We start from the raw sequence: 18,976 nt of genomic DNA on the forward strand, positions 1-18,976 counted from the left end.
AGTACGTCGGTTAGACCACACGGAGATGAAAATGTCGCATGTTGACGTGAAATAATCATAAGGGTCACCGCCGCGCATGCGGCAGCGACCCCTAATTATGCGCAGGAGCCCATAGTCCAGCAAGGAACTATGGGCCTAACAGATGGATTTATGAGGATAATTCGTGCGATTTGTTTACCGGCGTACGGTTATTCAGCACATCATCGAGCTGCTGTGAGTCCAGCTCTTTAACCCATTTCGCGACCACAATAGTCGCTACGCCGTTACCTACCAGGTTGGTCAGCGCGCGCGCCTCGGACATAAAACGGTCGATGCCGAGGATGAGCGCCAGACCGGCGACCGGCAAATGGCCGACGGCGGAAATCGTCGCCGCCAGGACGATAAAGCCGCTGCCCGTTACCCCCGCCGCGCCCTTCGAGGAGAGCAACAGCACCACCAGCAGGGTTATTTGATGGAAAATATCCATATGGCTGTTCGTGGCCTGAGCGATAAACACCGCCGCCATCGTCAGGTAGATTGAGGTTCCATCGAGGTTAAAGGAGTACCCCGTCGGGATCACCAGCCCCACCACCGACTTACGGCAGCCCAGCTTTTCCATCTTATCGAGCATACGCGGCAGCGCCGACTCGGATGAAGAGGTGCCCAGCACGATCAGCAGCTCTTCGCGGATATAGCGGATAAATTTAAAGATGCTGAAGCCGGTGGCTTTGGCGATTGACCCCAGCACCACCACCACAAACAGGATGCAGGTGATGTAGAAGCAGACGATCAGCTGGCCGAGCTGCACCAGCGTACCGACGCCGTATTTCCCGATGGTAAAGGCCATGGCTCCGAAAGCGCCAATCGGCGCCAGGCGCATAATCATATTGATGATGCCGAAGATCACCTGTGAGAAGCTTTCGATAACGTTAAAAATCAGCTGGCCTTTGCTGCCGAGGCGGTGCAGCGCGAAACCAAACAGCACCGCAAACATCAGCACCTGCAGAATGTTGCCGCTGGCGAAAGCGCCAATCACGCTGCCGGGGATAATATCGAGCAAGAATGCCACGATCCCCTGGTCCTTCGCCTGTTCGGCGTAAACCGCCACAGCCTTCGCGTCGAGGGTCGCCGGGTCAACGTTCATTCCGGCGCCGGGTTGCACCACGTTAACGATAATCAGGCCGATGATCAGCGCAATGGTACTCACGATTTCAAAGTAGAGCAGCGCCACCGCGCCGGTGCGGCCGACGGCCTTCATGCTCTCCATCCCGGCAATCCCCGTCACGACGGTACAGAAGATAACCGGGGCAATAATCATTTTAATCAGCTTAACGAAGGCATCGCCGAGGGGTTTCATCTGCGCACCCAGTTCCGGGTAAAAATGGCCCAGCAGAATACCGATCGCTATGGCCGAGAGAACCTGGACATAGAGGCTTTTAAAGAAAGAGATTTTCATAGGGTGTCCTTTGGATATAACCACAGACCGTGAGGGGGTATTGCGTCCGTGGCTTAAAAATAACACCCATGAAACATTTCAGAAATAACGAGTGATGAAATTGCAATGTAATTGTTAATTTATTTGAACTGACTCGCGTAAGCTAACAATACGTTTACAAACTTGCATCCTCTACGGCGGCGGGTAAAAAGCGAGCGATAAAAGCCTCAGGCGGCATGGCGCAGCCAAAAAGATACCCTTGCACCGTCTCGACGCCCGCCTCCTGCAGCCAGCGATACTGCTCATCGGTTTCGACGCCCTCCGCGACGATGTGCAGATTCAGCCCCCGCGCCAGCTGGATAATCGCGGGCACCATGCTGATGTCATCAGGTAGCATATCGATAAAGACTTTATCGATTTTCAGAATATCCACCGGCAGCGATTTAATATGCTGCAGTTGACGCAGGCCGGCATAGCCCATACCAAAGTCATCCAACGCGATCCGCACGCCCGCTTCACGTAGCGGACGCAGCAGGGAAATCATGGCCTGCGGGTCGTCTATTCGACGACTTTCGGTGACTTCGAGTATCAGCGTCCCTGGCGCGATACGATAGCGCGCGAGCAGCGCCAGCATTTCCGCGCCGCGATCGTGATGCAGCAGCTGTAGCTGCGACACGTTGACCGATAGCGGCAACATGATCCCCTGGTTTTGCCAGGCGGCAAGCTGTCGGCAGGCCTCTTCCATCACCCAGTAGCCGACCGGGACGATCAGGCCGCAGGCTTCGATACGCTCAATCAGATCGCCCGGCAGCGACCAGCTCCCGTCAGCCTGACGCTGACGCAGCAGCGCCTCTGCACCGCAGACCTCGCCGCTGGCGGTATCCACCTGCGGCTGCAGCCAGATGGCAAACTGCTGATTATCAAGCGCCGTTAAAATATCGTGCTCTTCCATCAGGCGGCGCTGCGCTTTTTCCATCTGTTCTGGATCGAAGAACTCAATCTGATTTTTACCTTTACGCCGCGCGGTGACGGCGGCGGAAAACGCCCGGCGATAGAGCTGTTCGCCGTTAATTTCACCGTGAAACATCGCAATGCCGACGCTGGCGCAGGGGCGCAGCTGGATGCCGTGCAGCGGTAAACGTTCGCTTAAGACAGTAAGTACTTGCTTACTTAACGTCACCGCCTGCCAGGGTTCGGTAATTCCGTGGGCCAGAATCGCAAAATCGTAGCCGCTCACCTGGGCCAGCACCATCTGCGTCGGGATAACCGCCCGCAGCTTTTCGACGAGCGTCAACAGTAGCATTTCGCGCTGCGTCTCTTTAAGTACGCCAGCGGTATCCTGCAGCGTTTCGCAGGCGACGATCAGCAGTGCAGACGGCTGCGGACGGGCGACGGTTTGCTCAAGCATGGCCATCAGAAAGGCTTTGTTCGGCAGCTCGGATACCGGGAAACGGGTCGACTGCAAAGAGAGCTCGTCGTGCATGCGCAGCAGCGTCTGCTGGTTGCGGTTGTAGCTACGCACCAGCATGCCGATTTCATCATCATGATGTAAACGCGGCAGCGTGAGCTGATGGCCCAAACGCTCATGCTGCGGGACATCGTTCAGCTCACGGGCGATTTTACGCAGCGGGCGGACGATCAGGCGGTTGATACACCAGGTGATCGCCACCGTCAGAATCAGCACCAAGAGTAAGTAAGCAGTCACTAACGTTGCCAGCGCGCTCATGACGAATTTATACATGCGGTAGGAATCGGCCTGCAGCACCAGATAGGCCAGCGGCTGCGGGTTCGCCGGACGTTCAAGGGAGTAAATTGGCAGTGAAATCTGCACCGGCAGTTCGAACATGCGGGTGATCGTCACCGGCACCGGGCGTTCGGGAATAAAACGCATCCGCAGCGCCTGGAACTGGTTGGGCAACACGACATCCGCCCGGCTGACGATGCCCGCGGGCTGAATACGGCTCAGAATGGCTTCCGCCTCAGGGATATCGGCTTTCAGGATAGCCGCTGACAGCGGTTCGCGAACGGAACGCGCGATGCTTTCTAACTGCGTGGCCGTGGTAAAGCGACTCTGCTGAACGAAGTGGAACAGCAGAATAGAACAGAAGACCAGTACAAACGCCATGGACACGCTCGCGACCATCGCCATCTGTTTAATTGTAAGTGAACGGCTGACGCGCAACGGGGGTTCTCCACTGAAACTGAACGTATATCCGACGAAAATCCATCCACGCCGGTCATTTTCAGGCTGATTATATACTCAAATTATTCGCCCGCGCCCGCAGGGCGCAAAGCCATGCCTTCGGGACGTTTTCCCGGAGGCGGCGCGGTGCGCCTGTGCGGGCTACAAAACCCAAAACCGCACGGACCCGTAACCGGGGGCATTCCCGGGTGGCGGCTGACGCCTTACCCGGGCTACAAAACCGTCCGGGCGACAAGTTCACCACCGCCATCGGGCCGGTAGCCTGGACAGGCGCCCCTCGCGACGCCTCCGGGATGCAGCGCGCAGTGCAGCTTCAGCGCCACCGGAAGGGAAATCTGCGTGCCTGACCGAAGGCAACGAGTATACGCGAAGAGCGCCGTGGAGTGGCGCCCTGTCGCATAATTCAGTCTAATCTGCTACCAGTCGGCGTAAGGCACCAACGGCTGCGGTGGCATATCCATATCGCCCTGCCAGCCGGAAGCTGAATAGCGGACGTACAGCAGCGCGTGGCTCGGGGTGTAATCCTTCGCCTGCTGAATATCCACCGCCGCCCCGACAAACCAGTTGCTGGTGACCCGTCGCTCAATCAGCGCCCGCGCGGTATAGCCGACGCCGGAACTGCTGCTGCCCTCTTCCGTAAGCTGGCTGGCATCATGGCGATACTGCGAGGGAAGCAAATTGAGCAGCGGATAGCGCGCCTCGGTTTTGGTGCGCGAATGGGACCACGACACCGAGCCTCCCAGCTCCCATGACCAGTTCTCCGTCCGCTGACGCCAGGTGACCGGCACCGAGAAGGAGACATATTCCTGCGGACTGTAGTAACCGCCCTGACCCAGGGTATAGCCGCTCAGGTCTTTATCATAGTGCCAGAGCATATTGTTCAGCCCGACGGTGACCCGGCGGTTATCTTCATTAACCACTTTATAGTAGTAGCCGGTCATCCAGCGCACGCGCCAGTTGTCGGCGACGTTTTTCCCGGTCAACTGGTCGACGCCCAGCGAAGACCAGACGCCGTTGGCCTCGCCTTTATCGTAGCTCAGACTCACACCGCCGCCGTCGGCGCGCACTCCGCCCCAGCTCTTGCCGGTATGGCCGTCGTTAGGGTTATCTTTCTGCCCGCCAAAGGCCAGCAGCGAGCTGGAGATGGGGCGTCGGTGGAGGTTAACGGTGTAGCCCAGCGGGCCAACGTCGCTGCTGTAGCTCAGGCCGCCCACCACATCAACGACGTTAAAGCCCATCGGCGTAGTGCCGATATCGCCGCTCCAGGTCTCGTTCTTCCAGCCCACCGCGACGCTGGCGCCGCTATCGCTCTGGTGTTTGCTGCCGCCGGTACAGGCGATTTCGCCGCAGGTACCCCAGCTCGGCGAATAGCTGCCGTCGCTCTTCGTCGAAAAGCTCCCGGCATTCATATTCACCAGATCGGTACGGAAGAACATGCGCCCGTCGGCCAGCGGCGCGTCCACGTGCAGCATGGTGGTATGCGCTTTCAGGTCGGAATAGCCGCCAGTACCGCTGGAGCCCCAGTAATCATGTTCGAGGGTGACATTAAGATCCTGCTGACGATAAAGATCGGCGGCGTCGCTGCGGATCCCGCGTTTCAGCCAGTCATCGCTGCTATCGTTACGCGTCAGCCGCGTAAAGGTGTCGTTATCCTGCGGGCGCTCGCGGGCAACGCCGGAGGCCACCATTGCATCTTTATAGCCTTCCAGCGCCTGCTGCGGCTCGTCGTTCTGCGCCTGAAAACGCGCGGCGTCGCGCAGCACCAGCGCGCTTTCCATTGACGGCGGCTGCGCTTTCGCCTGCGGCACGATGCGGGCGAAGGTTTGCTGCGCCTGAGCGCGATCGCCCAACCCGGCCTGCGCCAGGGCGAGACGCCGCTGCATATTGATAGAATCGATGTCTTCGCCCTTGAGCTGCGCCACCTGGACGCGGGCGGCGTTTTTATCGCCATCGGCAAGATACACTTCCGCCAGGCCCAGACGCGCATCGCCGTTGTCCAGCTGCTGGCCCAGCACCCGCTGATATTGAGCAATCGCCGTCTGGCTGTCGCCGCGCTGCTGCGCCCAGTCCGCCAGCGTCAGCGCGTAGCGCACCGACGCCGGCTGCTGTTGAATCAGCGCGATGGCCCGGTCTTCCTGGCCGTCGTCGCGCAGCTGGTTTGCCTGACGCAACACGTTATCGCTTTGCAGGCGCGCCTCCAGCTCGCGGATATTGTCCGTCCACTGCCCGCGCGGCAGGGCGTTAATCTGCGCCAGCGCCATCTCATCCTGATTATTCCCGGATAGATAGAGGCCGTAGGCGTAAACCCGGTCGGCATCGCCGGGCTGGCGGTTGACCATCGCGCGCATGATCGCATCGGCTTCGCTGCGGCTGCCCGCGCTGACCAGATCCCGCGACAGGCGGTAGGCGATCCACACGCTATCCGGGTCCAGCGCCAGCCGTCTGCGCTGCACTTCCGCCGCCTGCGCCCAGTTGCCCTGGCTCTCCAGCGCTTCGGCCTGTTTCTCCAGGCGATCGTTGATCAGGCTGCGTTCAATATCATCAATGCTGCGCCGCTGGCCCGGCGACAGGCTGGCGATATACGCGCTGGCTTTTTCCGGCGATTCGCCGCGATACAGATTCGCCAGACCGCGCACCGCCAGGCTGTTGCCGCGATCCATTCGCAGCGCGCGCTGGTAGTAACGCTCCGCCGCCGCATTTTCTTTACGCGCCGCCGCCACGTCGCCCAGCCCCAGCACCGCATAGCTATCGGTATTGTCTATACGCTGCGCCTGGGCGTAATGATTTTGCGCCTGCGCCAGCTGGCCGCTTTTCAGGGCGCTATCGCCCTGCTTAATCAGCAGCCAGTAGCGGTTAGTCTTGAGCAGGCTGTCCCACTTATCGCGGCTCGGGCTATCCGGGTCCATTTTGATGGCTTTACTCAACTGGGCGACCGCCCGCGCCCGATCGCCGCGCTGAGAATACGCCTGCCCCAATGCGCCAACCGCGTCGCTGTCTTTGGCATCCGCCCGTACGGCCTGCTGCAAATCGGCCACGGCCACCGAACCTTTCCCGGCCTTCACCGCCGCCAGCCCCTCCGCGCGATCGCGGAACGTCGGGTCTTTTAGCTGCGTCTGCTGCTGAGCGAGCAGGACGCGGGCATTCGCCGAGGTGGAACCGGTGGGAAACTGCATGAGAAAGCGCTGCAGCGCCTGCACGCTGGCCCGGCTGACCGGCATGCTTTTCACTTCGTTAAACCAGATATCCGCCGCGATACCGCGGCCCGCCGCCGAGCGCGACATCTGCTCCAGATAAGCAAATCCCTCTTCCGGCTTATTATCGCCAAACATCTGTTTCGCCAGCGCCGTTTGCAGCGAGACGTTGCCCGGCAAGCGGGCATTAAGTTTTTTCAGCTGATTGATGCCTTCGTTATGACGGGCGGGCAGCCGCGCCACCAGCGTCCAGTACTCAATCGCCGCATCATCATCATCAGGAACGCCGTTAAACAGCTTCTCGTAAGCGGCGATGGCCTCATCAACCTTCCCGGCCACGCCCAGCAGGCGCGCCTGCTGCAGCTCCTGGCGACCATCGCCGGTGCTGCTTTTCATCTCGTCGCGCGAGGCTTTCAGCTCAGGCGATTCCGGCGCCAGCTTCGCCAGACGCTCCAGCTGCTGCTTCGCGCCGGCGGTATCGCCCTGGCGGAGAAGATAACGCATCCGCGCGGCGACAACGTCCGGGTTATTGGGGTCGATCAATTCCAGGCGGTAGAGCGACTGGCGCACCAAATCCTCACGTTTGCTGGCCTCGCCGAGGCGGACCTGCTCCAGTAGATGCTCCTGAACAGGGGTAGTCGCGGCATGCGCCAGCGGCATCAGCGCGACGCCCAGGGAGAGAGTGAATAAGCTTAGTGAGAACTTGTGCATTCCTGGTTCCAGTCAGGCCGTAATTCACCGCCGGCGGTGAAACGAAAACGGTGTTGATCCCATCCCTGGCCGAAAAGGGTCAGGACCGCGCTGTAGTATGCATCCGCCCCGGGATAGTCATCGGCGACGCGCTGGCGCTGTATGGCGCGGGCATCTTCCTTCTGCAAGAACGGCAGTAACGCCGCGGAGAAGCCGACCGGGCCATTGCCGGTGGTTTTACCGGTCGCGATGTTGGTTTTTTCCGGCGGCACGCCCTGTGAAACCGTCTGAGCCGCCATCGGTTTAAAGCGCGCCAGCAGGGGGGCTTTTTGCTTATCGCCGTCATCGAGCATACCGGTCCACAGATAGACGCGGATGGCGTCATAGCTGCCGATAATCGGTTTATCCGCTTTCAGCTGCCAGCCTTTCCCTTTCTGGTAGCGCACCCAGTCAGGCGAGAAGCCTTTTGGCGCGGTCTCCAGCAGCAGGCGCAGATTGTTGTCGCGTATTTTCGGCCAGGGCGCGCCAAACGCGGCAAAATAGGTTGCCAGCTGCGGCGGTAGGTAGCTGGGATTAAAACGCCAGCCGCCGTCATCGACAAAGCCGACTTTTCCCGGCAGCACCAGCGGCCCCAGCCCCGGCACCGTGGCCACTTCTTCGGCGGCAATGCGCGCCAGCAGCGCTTTGCCGACTTCCGTATAGTGAGGCGTTTGCCACAGACGTCCGGCTTCCAGCAGCGCCCAGGCTATCCACAGGTCGGAGTCCGAGGCGGAGTTGCTGTCCAGCACCGTCCACTGATCATCGCTCTTTTTCCCCCACAGCCAGCCCGGCAGGTGCGCGCGCAGGTCGCCCTCGGCAAGGTTGTTTTGCGTCCACTCGAACAGCTTGCGGAAACCGTCGCGATCGTTAGCCGCCAGAGCAAAGAACAGCCCGTAGCTTTGCCCTTCCGAGGTGGTGATTTTTCGCGCATCGCTGGGATCGATAACCCGACCTTCGGCGCTGACGTACTCTTTTTTAAACTGCTCCCAGGCCGGCCACTGGCAGGCGGCGCTCACCTGCGCCGCCGCCAGCATCAATACCGATAACACCACACTACGTACCGCGTTCATCATCAATTACTCATCATCAAGATCGAGGCGGCGACGGCTGATAATACGCAGCATGCGCCACAGTACCCATGCCAGCAGGACGATGCTGACCGCCGCCAGAATCGCCAGCAGCACCGGATGGCTGGAGAGTGCAAACCAGATGCGTTCGAACCACGGCAGGTGGCCGATATAGTAAATATCGCCCACCCTCAGGCTGTTAACGCCCGACTCACGAATGACCGCAACGGAACCAAACATCGCCGCGCGTTTACCGCTGTCGTTAAGCGCCTGGGTCAGCAGTTCGTTGCCGCGCGGGCTGTCGGCCAGCAGCGCCACGACGCTGCGCTGATCGTTGTACGGCGACTGGAAGCCAATAATCGCCGCCATCGGCCCGGTCGACGTGACGTCGGTGCGGGTATTCGGCGTTCTGGCCTCGGTATCGGGATAGATGCTGGCCAGATCGTAGTGGCGCATCGGCATTTTCACCCAGCTTTTGGTCGCTTCAACCAGCAGGTTGATTTTCGTGTCGTCCTTCAGCGCCTGCGGAATGGAGCCAATCAGCAGCAGGTCGGCGTCTTTGTCCTTAATCTGGCCGCCGTCGTCGGTCATGCGCAGGTTAATGGCCGCCAGGCCGGTTTGCGCGCCAATGCCGCCGGCCGTCTCCAGCAGCGTGGCAACCTGGCCCTCGGTCGGCGATTTGGGCACCACGACCAGGGTATCGGCGAGATCGGCCATCCGGCTGTACGGGAAGCCCGCGTTAGCAAAAACGCGCAGATCCGGCATCGCCATAAAGTGATAGTACTTCGAGAAGTCGATGGTCGAATCATCGCCAATCACTACGTGGTTCTGCACCGGCTGGAAGGTAATACAGTTATCGATGGAGCCGCCCGGCATCGGGTTCATATACTGGAAGTCGAAGCGCAGCTGATTCATGGCGCCGAGGCGCAATGCCGGGATCGTCACTTCCGTTTTGCCGTCCAGCAGCCCCTGCAGCACCGGCAGGCGTAGTATCAGCTTATTCACATCCTGCGAGCTGTTGAGGCTGAAGGACTGTAAGAACTGATCGTTAAGGCTGATATCCATGCGCGAGCTGTCCTTAATTGGCGGCATGGTGTAGCGATAGTTCAGGTTCATATCGATGCCGTTGGCGCGCAGCAGGTAGAGGTCCGGCGGCAGGTTCAGCGCCACGTTGATGGAATCCGGCACCAGGCCGCTGGATTGCAGCTGCTGTTCGTAGGTTTTCAGCTCAGCAAAGGTCACCGCCCGATCGGTACGCACCCAGTTTGGCGCATCGTACGGTTTACGCGCCTGCAGCTGTTTGACATCGTCAATCGTCACGCTGCTGCCGCGGAACAGAATATTGCCCTGGGCTATCCCCTTCGCCGCCTGCAGCAGGTCTTTGTCATCCCGTCCGAAGACCACCAGCAGCTTGATGTACGGGTTATCCGGGTGGTCGATCATTTCAATCGTCGGCGCCTTGACCGGCGGATGCTCGCGCAGGAAGTCCGGGCGCTTATCGTTGGTCGCGAAAACAATGGCGTTACGGTCCGGCAGTTGGTTGAACTGGACCGGGAACTGCTGGCCGCGCCAGCCCGCCTTGCTGCCGAACCAGGAGGCGATAATGGCTGCCGCCTGCTGCTGCAGGACATCCGGCGCGGAGGCGAAAACCATCGGCAGCGTCAGCTGGCGGTTATCGCGCGAATCGTAGAACGGCACCGGGAAATGCGAAAGATCGTTGCGCACGTTAAGCGACTGGTAGGTTAAATCCAGATAGCTTTCGCGACCGACGTCCAGCCACAAGGTGCTGCTGGCTGGGTTTTCACACACATCGCGATAGTGGCCGACAAACTCAAGACGCACGCGGTTAAAGTCGGTGATATAGAGCGGATCGATAGGGATCTGCGCGCTGACTTTTTTGCCCAACTGCTCTTTGGTGACCGGCAGCACGCCCATCAGCTCATCGTTAAGATAGACCTTCAGCTGCGACTGCACTGGCAGCAGCGACGGAGAGGGCGTGTAGTCGAGATTCAGCAGCGCTTTCGCCACCACTTCATCGCTGCGCATGCCGAACTCGACCGAACCCTCAGGGCGCGCGCCGCGCAGCACCATGCTGCCCGGAGGTGGGGCGATTTTAGCGAAGGTCAGCTTCACGTCGCGGGTCGGGGCGTTATCCAGCACCACCACCGGCGCCGCCGGGTCGGCAAGCGTCGCCGTGGGCTGGCTGTCCGCCACCGTACCGGCGATACCGGGTACCGTCGTCGTCTGCACGGCCTGCGCCGTCGGTTCCGCATACGATGCGAAGGAGGACCAGCCGCCAATGCCCACCGCTACTGCACAAATCAAAGAGAGTTTTCTGTTCATCGCATTATCATCATTGTTGAGCCATCGCCGGTTCTGCCGAGAGTGTCGCCGCAGCGCGTTCCGGACGGCGCGGAATAAACGAAACAAACCAGGCCACCAGCATGGTGAGCGAGCGGAAAATACCCTTCACCGACGGCGGGGAGAACTCCGCCAGGTGACGATATCCACGGAACCCCAGCTTCAGGATATCCAGCAGGCTTTCCATCGGCTTATCTTCCGGGAAGCTATCCTGCCAAAGCGCCCACGTATCTGCGCGGGCAAACGTACACTGTACAAAATCGATATGTTGTTGATTGCTTAACGGCAGCAGCTGTAGCCCAACCTCGCTGCCGTTGACCCGCGCAACCCGCACCAGGAAGGCGTACTCCTGCTGCCCGCGCTTCAGCAGCAGCTTGACGTGCTGGCTTTCCAGCACCTGCGCCTCGCCGTGAATTTTGACGCCGAGGCCGCCGTCGGAGTAATCATGGACGGTACAGGAGAACAGGTGCCCATCTTCGCGGGCAATCGCCGCCGGCATCGACATCTCCACGCGGTGCGATCGCCGCACCTGCTTGCTTTCAACCGAGACCGCCACCGCGCCGCCGAGGATAATCAGGTTATAGAACACCCAGATAATGCTCACCCAGACGGTCAGGATTTCGTTTTCCGGGCCGTACATAAAGCGCCAGATCCCTACCCCGACGCCGACCAGGTTCAGCAGCACGAGGTAGATATAGGGACGCGAAATCACCCAGTCGACGTACTCGTCCTCCACCAGTCCGCCTTTCGCCGTCACGTTGAATTTACCCTTATGCGGGTTAATCAACGCGACAAAGGTCGGCGGCGCGATATACCACGCCAGCACCGTTTCATAAATTTCACTCCAGAAAGAGTGGCGGTATTTGCCCTGAATCTTCGAGTTGGTCAGACTGGCGTGAATCATATGCGGCAGCACGAACAGGGCGATCATCAGGGCAGGCGCATAGATGATATAGGCGTGCAGCAGCAGAAACGCCAGCGGCGCGGTCAGGAAGATCAGCCGCGGAATACCGGATAGAAAGTGCAGCATCGCGTTGACGTAGCAGACGCGCTGCGCCAGCTTCAGCCCTTTGCCAAACAAGGGGTTATCAAGGCGGAAAATTTGTACCATCCCGCGGGCCCAGCGGATGCGCTGGCCAATATGCGCCGACAGGCTCTCCGTCGCCAGACCAGCCGCCTGCGGGATACGCATGTAGGCTGAAGTGTGCCCGCGGCGGTGCAGGCGTAGAGAAGTGTGGGCGTCTTCCGTCACCGTTTCCACGGCAATGCCGCCAATTTCATCCAGCGGGCCGCGGCGGATCACCGCGCAGGAGCCGCAGAAGAAGGTCGCATCCCACATGTCGTTCCCGTCCTGCACCAGTCCATAAAACAGCGTGCCTTCGTTCGGCGTTTTGCGAAATCGCCCCAGGTTGCGCTCAAACGGGTCCGGGGAGAAGAAGTGGTGCGGCGTCTGCATCATCGCCAGCTTCTTCTCTTTCAGGAACCAGCCCATGGTCATCTGCAGAAACGAACGGGTCGGCACGTGGTCGCAGTCGAAAATCGACACGAACTCGCCCTTGGCGTACTTCAGCGCGTTGTTGATATTGCCGGCTTTCGCGTGCTCATGGGTGGTGCGCGCAATGTAGTGCACCCCGACGTCTTTGGCGAACTGGCGGAACTCTTCGCGCCCGCCGTCGTCGAGGATCCAGATATTAAGCTTGTCCTTCGGCCAGTCGATCCCCTGCGAAGCGTAAATGGTGTTTTTCACCACGTTGAGGTCTTCGTTATAGGTCGGCACGAAAATATCGACCGTCGGCCACTGCGCCATATCCTCCGGCAGCGGGACCGGCTGACGGTTCAGCGGCCACACGACCTGGAAATAGCCCAGCACCAGCACCACCCAGGCGTAGGTTTCAGCAAACAGCAGAATTATCCCGCACACCAGGCTCACGGGGTCATCCCAGTTGAGCGTCGAGGTGTAGCGCCACCAGATGTAGCGGCAGGAGACAGTCAGCGACAGCACGATCAGCATCAGGGCCGAAAAGCGCCCAGGAATGCGCCGCACCAGCAGCGCTACGCCCCACAGGAGCAACAGGAAAATAAACTGCGAGAGCGGATTAAACGGCTGGGTAATGCAGAGCAGCGCGAGGATCAGCGAGAAAAAGGTTATTGCGCCCAGAATAAGCCGCCGTATCTTCGGATTCAGGTGCCCCAGCTCTTTATGCTTATCCAGATGGCCGGTACGGGCGTTGACCTTTTCCGGCAGCTTTTCCAGCCACTGGGCGTAGCGCCCCTGGACGCCTTCCAGCGCCGCCAGGGAACGCCAGTTAATCTTTTTATCCGGCTCCGGTACCCGCGTCGCCAGCAGCCACACGGCTTGCAGCAGGTAGCGAATCGGGTCCAGCGGGCGCGGCCGATGCGGATTAATATGCGGGAAAAACTCGCCGTGACGTTCGCGGATAGCCTGCCAGCGCGGCGTTTCCAGCGGCATAAACGCCCATGCCAATGACGCCCACAGGCAGCCCAGCGCGGCCGACAGCCACGAGGCGCCGTGCTGGCGGTAATCAAGATAGCGCTCGCTCAGCCGTTTCCCGACCGGCGGCGCCAGCAGCAGCGCGCTCAGGCGAATCATTCCGCCCCCTTCCCGGCGTAGTGCAGCAGACACCAGTTGGCAAGCGTCAGTATCTCCTCCGCCGCCAGCGAGTCCTGGCGGTATTCGCCGAGGGGCTGCTTGGCCGCCAGACACTCCGCCATCGCCTCATCACGATGGATAGTCACCGGCAAAATGCGCCGCTGGCTCTCCAGCCACAGCTGATACAAATCCTCCTGCAGCTGGCTGCCGACGCGCAGATCGTTAATCAAAATATCGCTATTGACCGGCAGCGCCTGCTGATGGAGACGAATATGGCTATTGCCGTCCGGGTGGACCACGACCAGCGTGCGGTCGCAGACGTTGATCAAGGAGCGGGTCAGCGGGGAATAACCGTCCGGCAGGTCAATCAGCAGCCAGCGGTGATCGCCCTGCTGGTGGAGCTTCTGCACGATCCCGGCCATCGGCGCCAGCGTCGGCTGGAGCCGCTCAATATTTTCGCGCTCGCCCGGCGTCAGCTGACCAAAAGGCAACAGATCGATATGCGAAGTATAGCGCAGCCCGGCGTCGCGCCAGTCGGTGCCGTCGATCGTGGCGCGCGCCCAGCCCGCTTTGTGGCTGAAATCGACGTTGAAAAAGAAGCGCAGCATGTTGTCCGGGCTGGCGTCCACCACCAGTACGGTTTCACCAAGTAACTGCAGCGCCCAGGCCAGCGCAGCGGTAATCGACGTGGTGCCAGTACCGCCGCGCACGCCCTGTAATCCCAGAATCGCCATCGATGGCTTCCTTACTTTTTCTCTGCTAATTCAGCCAGTAATGGCCAACGTTTTAGCGCCGCGGTTAACTGCTCGCGTCGGGAAATATCGTGGTAGTTAATATCAGGCAGGGAAAATGCCCGGCTTAACGCCAGGAAATCATTTTGAAAGGTGTAGCCCAAAGTCGCATCGGTGGGTACAGCAGGCTCTTTTGCTGGCATTTCTCTGTCCGTTGGAAAATACAATAAATTAAACCGAGAGGCGTAAGTTCATCCTTAAAATATGTTTACATGCTAAAACTGATGTCCTTTAATTTCAATGTTAGGTTTACTCTGACGCTTTCGCTAGTAAACTAATCAAGTGTAAATCAAGTCTCACGAGGGACGCCGTGGATATCGTATATTCTTTGGGTATTTCATCATTATGGGACGAAGTATGCCATATGCCCGTGGGTGGAGTATGGTGGCTGAATGTCGACCGCCATGCCGACGCGGTAAGCCTGCTCAACCATACGCTGGCTGCCCAGGATAAACAGAGCCAGGTTGCAGCGATAGTCATGGGCGAGAACCCCAATAAAATCATTGCACCTGGGAAAGATCGCGGCCCAGAAAAGATCGCATTATTTAGCATGCCGAACCGCTTTGAGGGGCTGGCAGAAATGCACCGTGATTTAGTTTGCTCCCTCGAACCTGGCAATTATTTGTTTATTCTGCTATGCGCTGAAAATGCCTGGCAGAATATAAAAAGCGAAGATCTATGCAATTGGGTTGAAAAATCATATCGCTGGACTAATTATCATCGTTGTTCATTATTAGTACTTAATTCCGGGCACGATATCGATAAGCAACTCTCCCCTTTACTACGCGAGTACCGCTCGCTTTCCGGCCTGGCAAGTATTCGTTTCCAGGGGGATAACCACCTGTTCGATATCGCCTGGTGGGGGAGTGAAAAAGGCATCAGCGCCCGGCAGCAGCTCATTATTCTCCAGGATGAGAACGGCTGGCGGCTGGCGCAGGATGAAGAAACGGTGGTGCAGCCGCGCAGCGATGAGAAAGTCATTCTCAGCAATCTGCGCGTACTGGAGGGGGCGCCCGCGCTTTCTGAATACTGGACGCTGTTCGATACCAACGACGCCGTTTTCAACGCCGGGAGGATGGCGCAGGCGGCAACGCTGATCTTCTCCATTACCCAGAATGAGCAGATTGAACAGCTGGGACGCTATATCCATACCCTGCGCCGCCAGCGCGGCAGCGCGCTAAAAATTGTCGTCCGCGAACAAACGCCAAGCCTGCGCGCCACCGATGAACGCCTGCTGCTGAGCAGCGGCGCCAATATGGTTATTCCCAGCGGCGCGCCGCTATCCCGCTGCCTTACGCTTATAGAAAGCGTTCAGAAACAGCAATTTACCCGCCATATCCCGGAAGATTTTAATACTCTGCTGACCTGGAGCCAGCCGCTAAAACTGCGCGGCTACCAGAAATGGGAGGCCTTCTGCGAAGCGGTGCACAATATTATGGCCAACACCATGCTGCCCGCCGATGGCAAAGGCGTGATGGTGGCCCTGCGCCCGGCGCCCGGCCTGCGCGTAGAGCAGGCGCTGACCCTGTGTAAGCCCAACCGCATGGGCGACATTATGACCATCGGTAACAATCGCCTGGTGCTGTTCCTGTCATTTTGCCGGGTGAACGACCTGGACACCGCGTTAAACCATATTTTCCCTTTACCAACCGGCGATATTTTTTCTAACCGTATGATTTGGTTCGAAGATAAACAGATAACGGCTGAAATCATGCAGATGCGCGGAATTCTGCCGGAGAACTGGAATACGCCGCTGCCTGTCTCGCTTGGCAAAAATGAAACCATCAACGCGACCCATGACGGGCGAAGCTGGCGGCGAAATCCCGAGCCGCACCGTCTGTCCATTGATGGGGAGCCAACCTTATGATGTCAATCGCCGATATTATTCAGTTGGTCGTCCTGTGCGCCCTGCTGTTCTTCCCGCTGGGATACCTGACGCGCCACTACCAGCGGCGTATTCGCACCACCTTAAGACTGATGTTCTTTAAACCCCGTTATGTCAAACCGGCTGGCGTGCTGCGCCGGGAAGCGGCATCCAGGCAAGGCAAATCAACGAAATGACCAAACCCAAAACACCCACCGCGTCGCTTCCGCTCTGGCGGTACTGGCGAGGCTTATCTGGCTGGAACTTCTACTTTCTGGTGAAGTTCGCTTTGCTATGGGCGGGATACCTCAATTTTCATCCCATGTTAAACCTGGTGTTTCTGGCCTTCCTGCTGGTGCCGATTCCACAGTATAAGCTGCACCGCATCCGCCACTGGATAGCGATCCCGCTGGGCTTTATGCTGTTCTGGCACGACACCTGGCTGCCCGGACCGGAAAGTATTGCCAGCCAGGGCTCGCAGATTGCCGGCTTTAGCGCCGACTATATCTGGGATTTGGTGACCCGCTTTATTAACTGGAATATGGTCGGCGCGTTCTTCGTGCTGCTGGTTTTGTGGCTGTTTATCAGCCAGTGGCTGCGGGTGACGGTTTTCGTCTCCGCAATCATGGTCTGGCTGGTCGTCAGCCCGCTGCTGCCCTCTTTCACCCTTTGGCCGGCAGGTCAGCCAACGGCAGCGGCGGCGAACACCGCCGCGAATACGACCGGCGGTACGGCCATCGCGACCAATACCGCGCCGGCGAATAACGATATTCCGCCGCAAACCGAGCCGCCGACGTCAGCCAATCTGACCAACTGGCTGAACGCCTTTTATGCTTCCGAGCAGAAACGTAAAACCACTTTCCCGGACGCGCTTCCGGCCGATGCTCAGCCGTTCGATGTCCTGATTATCAATATCTGCTCGCTCTCATGGTCAGATATTGAATCGGCTGGGCTGACGGACCATCCGCTGTGGAAGCATTTCGACCTGCTGTTCAAAAACTTTAACTCGGCGACCTCTTACAGCGGCCCGGCGGCGGCGCGTCTGCTGCGCGCCAGCTGCGGCCAGCTCTCGCACGCCAACCTCTACCAGCCGTCAGGCAGCGAATGCTATCTGTTTGAAAACCTCGCGAAGCTGGGCTTTACCCAGCAGCTGATGCTCGGTCACAACGGTATCTTCGGCGACTTCCTGAAAGAGCTGCGCTCGCTGGGTGGTATCCAGAGCCCGCTGATGGATCAATCCGGCCTGCCGGTGATTCTGCAGGGCTTTGACGGCTCCCCGGTCTATGATGACCAGGCAACGCTGAACCGCTGGCTGCAGACGCTGGATAAGCTGAATACGCCGCGTACGGCGACCTTCTACAACACGCTGCCGCTGCATGACGGCAACCACTATCCGGGCCAGAGCAAAACCGCGGACTATAAAGCCCGTGCGCAGAAGTTCTTCGATGAGCTGGACAGTTTCTTCACCGAGCTGGAGAAATCGGGACGTAAGGTGCTGGTCATCGTTGTACCGGAACACGGCGCGGCGTTGAAAGGCGACAAAATGCAGGTTTCCGGCCTGCGCGATATTCCCAGTCCTTCCATCACCAACGTTCCGGCGGCGGTGAAATTCTTCGGCATTAAAGCGCAACATCCCGATGCGCCGATAATCATCAACCAGCCAAGCAGCTACCTGGCGATTTCGGAGCTGGTGGTTCGCGCCCTCGACGGCAAGATGTTTGACGAAAACGACATCAACTGGCAGCAGTATATTGCCAACCTGCCGCAGAGCGCGGCGGTGTCGGAAAACTCCAACGCCATCGTCATTCAGTACCAGGGGAAACCGTATGTTCAGCTGAACGGCGGCAGCTGGGTGCCTTATCCGCAGTAAACGAAAAAGGCCGCAGGATTTTACCCCTACGGCCCCGTTCGGGCGCATGCTGCCACTAAGGCAGGCAGATACCCACCGGCTGGCTACTTGCGGTTATCCATCCAGCTCACGATCATGCTGACCAGAATGCCAGCAATCACCGGAGCCGCCAGATCGTCCCACAGCACCATGCCCAACTGAGCGAGCGTCATACAGCCGCCTTGTTGCAATGGCAACCGTTCGCGGCTATCCTCGAATGGTCTAGATGCGAGGTTAGCCCCCGATACGTTGCCAGGTTGATACCAAACAACGTGCGGGGGTTTTCTCTTTCCAGCAACCCATCTCTCTATGCCGCCGGGGTTCAAGCCCCCGCAACATTGCGCCTCACCGGGCGAACCCGGCTTGCCGATGATTCTACTGCTCCGCCCCGGTACCCGCACTCCCCCATTACGCAGCGTGCGAAGCGCATTCCAGGATCGTTTTTGTTTCAGCAATACAACGAAAAAGGCCGCAGGATTTTACCCCTGCGGCCCCGTTCGGGCGCATGCTGCCACTAAGGCAGGCAGATACCCACCGGCTGGCTACTTGCGGTTATCCATCCAGCTCACGATCATGCTGACAAGAATGCCGGCAATTACCGGAGCCGCCAGATCGTCCCACAGCACCATGCCCAACTGAGCGAGCGTCATACAGCCGCCTTGTTGCAATGGCAACCGTTCGCGGCTATCCTCGAATTGTTGAGGTTCGAGAGTAGCCCCCGAAACGTTGCCAGGTTGATACCGAACAACGTGCGGGGGTTTTTCTCTTTCCAGCAACCATCTCTCTATGCCGCCGGGGTTCAAGCCCCCGCAACATTGCGCCTCACCGGGCGAACCCGGCTTGCCGATGATTCTACG

Annotated in this window: 13 protein-coding genes; 3 read left to right on the forward strand and 10 right to left on the reverse strand. The window is 59.0% G+C overall.

The window, feature by feature from the left end:
• Nucleotides 1-148 precede the first annotated feature (148 nt).
• From CMQ96_RS05555 to bcsR, 8 genes are all read right to left on the reverse strand, one after another.
• Nucleotides 149-1,435, reverse strand: coding sequence for a dicarboxylate/amino acid:cation symporter (locus tag CMQ96_RS05555; protein WP_004126321.1), 1,287 nt, complete (start codon nucleotides 1,433-1,435; stop codon nucleotides 149-151).
• A gap of 154 nt (nucleotides 1,436-1,589) precedes the next feature.
• Complete coding sequence (gene hmsP, locus CMQ96_RS05560) at nucleotides 1,590-3,596, reverse strand: biofilm formation regulator HmsP (protein ID WP_049090205.1); 2,007 nt, start codon at nucleotides 3,594-3,596, stop codon at nucleotides 1,590-1,592.
• 437 nt (nucleotides 3,597-4,033) lie between these two features.
• Complete coding sequence (gene bcsC, locus CMQ96_RS05565) at nucleotides 4,034-7,519, reverse strand: cellulose synthase complex outer membrane protein BcsC (RefSeq protein ID WP_098066185.1); 3,486 nt, start codon at nucleotides 7,517-7,519, stop codon at nucleotides 4,034-4,036.
• Complete coding sequence (bcsZ, locus tag CMQ96_RS05570; RefSeq protein WP_024359772.1) at nucleotides 7,501-8,610, reverse strand: cellulose synthase complex periplasmic endoglucanase BcsZ; 1,110 nt, start codon at nucleotides 8,608-8,610, stop codon at nucleotides 7,501-7,503. The genes bcsC and bcsZ overlap by 19 nt, the downstream gene beginning before the upstream one ends.
• 3 nt (nucleotides 8,611-8,613) lie before the next feature.
• Nucleotides 8,614-10,947, reverse strand: a complete 2,334-nt coding sequence (gene bcsB, locus CMQ96_RS05575; protein WP_024359771.1) for a cellulose biosynthesis cyclic di-GMP-binding regulatory protein BcsB — start codon at nucleotides 10,945-10,947, stop codon at nucleotides 8,614-8,616.
• 10 nt (nucleotides 10,948-10,957) lie between these two features.
• Nucleotides 10,958-13,576, reverse strand: coding sequence for a UDP-forming cellulose synthase catalytic subunit (gene bcsA, locus CMQ96_RS05580; RefSeq protein ID WP_098066187.1), 2,619 nt, complete (start codon nucleotides 13,574-13,576; stop codon nucleotides 10,958-10,960).
• On the reverse strand, nucleotides 13,573-14,310 hold the full coding sequence (gene bcsQ / locus CMQ96_RS05585; protein WP_024359769.1) for a cellulose biosynthesis protein BcsQ: 738 nt from the start codon (nucleotides 14,308-14,310) through the stop codon (nucleotides 13,573-13,575). Before bcsQ ends, bcsA begins: the two co-directional genes overlap by 4 nt.
• An 11-nt stretch (nucleotides 14,311-14,321) precedes the next feature.
• Nucleotides 14,322-14,510 carry a cellulose biosynthesis protein BcsR gene (gene bcsR, locus CMQ96_RS05590; protein WP_004126335.1) on the reverse strand — a complete coding sequence of 63 codons (189 nt, stop codon included), beginning with the start codon at nucleotides 14,508-14,510 and terminating at the stop codon, nucleotides 14,322-14,324.
• 167 nt (nucleotides 14,511-14,677) lie between these two features.
• On the opposite strand from bcsR, the gene bcsE reads away from it, so the two are divergent.
• From bcsE to bcsG, 3 genes are read left to right on the forward strand one after another with little or no spacing between them, the layout of a single operon-like run.
• Entirely contained in the window at nucleotides 14,678-16,234 is a 1,557-nt protein-coding gene (gene bcsE, locus CMQ96_RS05595; protein WP_024359768.1) for a cellulose biosynthesis protein BcsE, read from the forward strand.
• Complete coding sequence (gene bcsF / locus CMQ96_RS05600; RefSeq protein ID WP_004106715.1) at nucleotides 16,231-16,428, forward strand: cellulose biosynthesis protein BcsF; 198 nt, start codon at nucleotides 16,231-16,233, stop codon at nucleotides 16,426-16,428. The genes bcsE and bcsF overlap by 4 nt, the downstream gene beginning before the upstream one ends.
• On the forward strand, nucleotides 16,425-18,101 hold the full coding sequence (gene bcsG, locus CMQ96_RS05605; protein WP_004132662.1) for a cellulose biosynthesis protein BcsG: 1,677 nt from the start codon (nucleotides 16,425-16,427) through the stop codon (nucleotides 18,099-18,101). Before bcsF ends, bcsG begins: the two co-directional genes overlap by 4 nt.
• An 83-nt stretch (nucleotides 18,102-18,184) precedes the next feature.
• On the opposite strand, the gene CMQ96_RS05610 is transcribed toward bcsG, so the two are convergent.
• Entirely contained in the window at nucleotides 18,185-18,292 is a 108-nt protein-coding gene (locus CMQ96_RS05610; RefSeq protein ID WP_004132660.1) for a type I toxin-antitoxin system toxin Ldr family protein, read from the reverse strand.
• Between the two features lie 369 nt (nucleotides 18,293-18,661).
• A complete protein-coding gene (locus CMQ96_RS05615; RefSeq protein ID WP_004132660.1) occupies nucleotides 18,662-18,769 on the reverse strand; it encodes a type I toxin-antitoxin system toxin Ldr family protein in 108 nt (35 codons plus the stop codon).
• Nucleotides 18,770-18,976: the final 207 nt, after the last annotated feature.

The organism is Klebsiella sp. MBT K-1 (assembly GCF_002556465.1).
In the GTDB taxonomy this organism is placed as follows: domain Bacteria; phylum Pseudomonadota; class Gammaproteobacteria; order Enterobacterales; family Enterobacteriaceae; genus Klebsiella; species Klebsiella grimontii.

Coding starts and splice junctions, on each gene's coding strand:
- CMQ96_RS05615 (WP_004132660.1), bottom strand. CDS start 18,769: ATGACGCTCGCTCAGTTGGGCATGGTGCTGTGGGACGATCTGGCGGCT.
- CMQ96_RS05610 (WP_004132660.1), bottom strand. CDS start 18,292: ATGACGCTCGCTCAGTTGGGCATGGTGCTGTGGGACGATCTGGCGGCT.
- bcsF (WP_004106715.1), top strand. CDS start 16,231: ATGATGTCAATCGCCGATATTATTCAGTTGGTCGTCCTGTGCGCCCTG.
- bcsG (WP_004132662.1), top strand. CDS start 16,425: ATGACCAAACCCAAAACACCCACCGCGTCGCTTCCGCTCTGGCGGTAC.
- bcsB (WP_024359771.1), bottom strand. CDS start 10,947: ATGAACAGAAAACTCTCTTTGATTTGTGCAGTAGCGGTGGGCATTGGC.
- bcsC (WP_098066185.1), bottom strand. CDS start 7,519: ATGCACAAGTTCTCACTAAGCTTATTCACTCTCTCCCTGGGCGTCGCG.
- bcsA (WP_098066187.1), bottom strand. CDS start 13,576: ATGATTCGCCTGAGCGCGCTGCTGCTGGCGCCGCCGGTCGGGAAACGG.
- bcsZ (WP_024359772.1), bottom strand. CDS start 8,610: ATGATGAACGCGGTACGTAGTGTGGTGTTATCGGTATTGATGCTGGCG.
- CMQ96_RS05555 (WP_004126321.1), bottom strand. CDS start 1,435: ATGAAAATCTCTTTCTTTAAAAGCCTCTATGTCCAGGTTCTCTCGGCC.
- bcsQ (WP_024359769.1), bottom strand. CDS start 14,310: ATGGCGATTCTGGGATTACAGGGCGTGCGCGGCGGTACTGGCACCACG.
- bcsR (WP_004126335.1), bottom strand. CDS start 14,510: ATGCCAGCAAAAGAGCCTGCTGTACCCACCGATGCGACTTTGGGCTAC.